This window comes from Mesorhizobium sp. M2C.T.Ca.TU.002.02.1.1 (assembly GCF_003997225.1).
Map to the genome: position 1 here is coordinate 1 of NZ_RZTO01000890.1, position 2393 is coordinate 2393.

The window sequence follows — 2393 nt, forward strand, 5'->3', positions numbered from 1 at the left end:
TGCGTGACATAGACCATGGTGTAACCGAAGCGGCGGTGCAGTTGCTTCAACTGCGAGCGCAGCACCCATTTCATATGCGGGTCGATCACCGTCAGCGGCTCGTCGAACAGGATGGCGTTGACGTCCGAACGCACCAGTCCGCGCCCAAGCGAGATCTTCTGCTTCTGGTCGGCGGTGAGCCCGCGCGCCTTCTTCTTCGCCAGCGAGGCGAGATCGATCATGTCGAGCGTCTCGCGCACCTTGCGGTCGACATCGGCCTCGGGCACGCGACGGTTGCGCAGCGGGAAGGCCAGATTGTCGTATACGGTCATGGTGTCGTAGATGACCGGGAACTGGAACACCTGCGCGATGTTGCGCTCCTGCGTCGACAGATTGGTCACGTCCCGGCCGTTGAACAGCAACCGGCCATGCGAGGGATGCAGCAGGCCCGAAATGATGTTGAGCAAGGTGGTCTTGCCGCAGCCCGAGGGCCCGAGCAGCGCATAGGCGCCGCCATCCTCGAAGGTGTGATGCACTTCCTTCAGCGCGAAATCCGAATCCTTCCGCGGGTTGGGCAGGTAGGAGTGGCGGATATGGTTGACCTCGATGCGCGCCATCGCTTGCTCCTTAGGCCGCGAGCTTCGACGCCGTCACGGCGCGGCCGTTCTGGTCGAAAACCATGAGATGGCGCGGGTCGATGAACACCTCGACCTCGTCGTCCGTCTCGAAATCGAGAATGCCATGCGCAAGCATCACCCAGCGCGCATCGGCGAAATCGAGATGGACGAAGCTCTCCGAGCCGGTGATCTCGGTGATGGTGACCTTGGCCCGCACCGGCACGGCGCTGGCGTTCGGCCGCTCCAGCGACAAATGATGCGGCTGGAATCCGATCGTGTAACTGGCGTCGGCAATGCCGGCGAGCTCCGGCGGCACCGGCAGCTTGACACCGCCTTCGAGCAGGAAGTCCGCGCCCTTCTTGGAGAGCACGATGGTGTTGAGCGGCGGATCGGCGAAGGTCCGTGCCGTCACCAGGTCGACAGGCTTGCGGAACACGTCGACGGTCGCACCGAATTGCGTGACGCGGCCCTCCGAGAGCGTGGCCGTATTGCCGCCGAGCAGCAGCGCCTCGTGCGGCTCCGTAGTGGCATAGACGAAGATGGTGCCTGCCGCAGCGAAGATCTTCGGCAGCTCGGCGCGCAATTCCTCGCGCAGCTTGTAGTCGAGATTGGCCAAAGGCTCGTCGAGCAGCACCAGGCTGGCATTCTTGACGATGGCGCGGGCAAGCGCGGTGCGCTGCTGCTGGCCGCCGGACAGGTTGAGCGGCGTGCGGTCGAGATAAGGCGTCAGCTTCAAAAGCGCCGCTGCGTTGCGCACCTCCTTGTCGATCTTGGCCTGCTCGACGCCGGCGACCCGAAGCGGCGAGGCGATGTTTTCGTAGACGGTCATCGCCGGGTAATTGATGAACTGCTGGTAGACCATGGCGACGTTGCGCTTCTGCACCTTCTGTCCGGTGACGTCCTTGCCGTCGAACCAGACCGAGCCGGAGGTCGGCGCGTCGAGGCCCGCCATCAGCCGCATCAGGCTGGTCTTGCCGGAGAGTGTCGGCCCGAGGAGCACGTTCAGCGAGCCGTGCCGAAGCGTCAGCGACACGTCGCGGATATGCTCCTGCGCGCCCACCGTCTTCGTCACGTTCCTCAGTTCCAGCATCACGCCTCCTCCCAGGCCTTGCGCATCAGCGGTCGATCCTCATTCGGCCGCCGCGACGTGACGGTTGCTCAGTCCGCGCATGAATTCTTCCAGTGCCGCCGCCTGCTCGCGGCTGAAATGCAGGCCACGCTTGGTGCGGCGCCACAGCACGTCCTCAGCGGTGACCGCCCATTCGTTGTCGACCAGGTAGCGCACCTCGGCCTCGAAAAGGTCAGTGCCGAAATTGCGGCCGAGATCGGCATTCGACTTGGCGAGCCCGAGCAGCTTTTGCGCGCGCGTGCCGTAAAGCCGGGTCAACCGGCGCGCCAGCCGCTGGTCGAGAAACGGATAGGCGCTCTTCAGCCTGGCGACCTGGGCATCGAAACCGGTCGCGGGGAAATCGCCGCCGGGCAGCGGCGCGTCATGCGTCCACGGCTTGCCGCGCTTGCCGAGAAACCCTTCGATCTTCTCCAGCATCGATTCCGCCAGCCGGCGGAAGGTCGTGATCTTGCCGCCGAAGGCGTTGACGAGCGGAGCAACGCCCTCCCCGCCATCGGCCTTGAGCACATAGTCGCGCGTCGCTTCCTGGGCCTTCGACGCGCCGTCGTCATAAAGCGGGCGCACCGCCGAATAGGTCCAAACGATGTCGGAGCGCCTCACGGCGACCGCGAAATATTCGCTCGCCGCGGCGCACAGATAGTCGATCTCGGCATCGGAGATCTTCACGT

General features: G+C 64.5%; 3 protein-coding genes. All 3 read right to left on the reverse strand.

Annotated elements, in window-relative coordinates; all coding sequences use genetic code 11:
* The coding region (locus EOD07_RS30975) for an ABC transporter ATP-binding protein (RefSeq protein WP_164772714.1) at nt 1-596 on the reverse strand (596 nt) is incomplete at its 3' end.
* A 10-nt stretch (nt 597-606) separates the two neighbouring features.
* The gene (locus EOD07_RS30980; protein WP_127237999.1) at nt 607-1686 is read right to left on the reverse strand and encodes an ABC transporter ATP-binding protein; all 1080 of its coding nucleotides are present in this window, start codon (nt 1684-1686) and stop codon (nt 607-609) included.
* Nucleotides 1687-1725: 39 nt separating this feature from the next.
* Nucleotides 1726-2393 (reverse strand): glycerol-3-phosphate dehydrogenase C-terminal domain-containing protein (locus EOD07_RS30985; protein ID WP_281059100.1); only part of this gene is annotated, 668 nt, incomplete at its 5' end.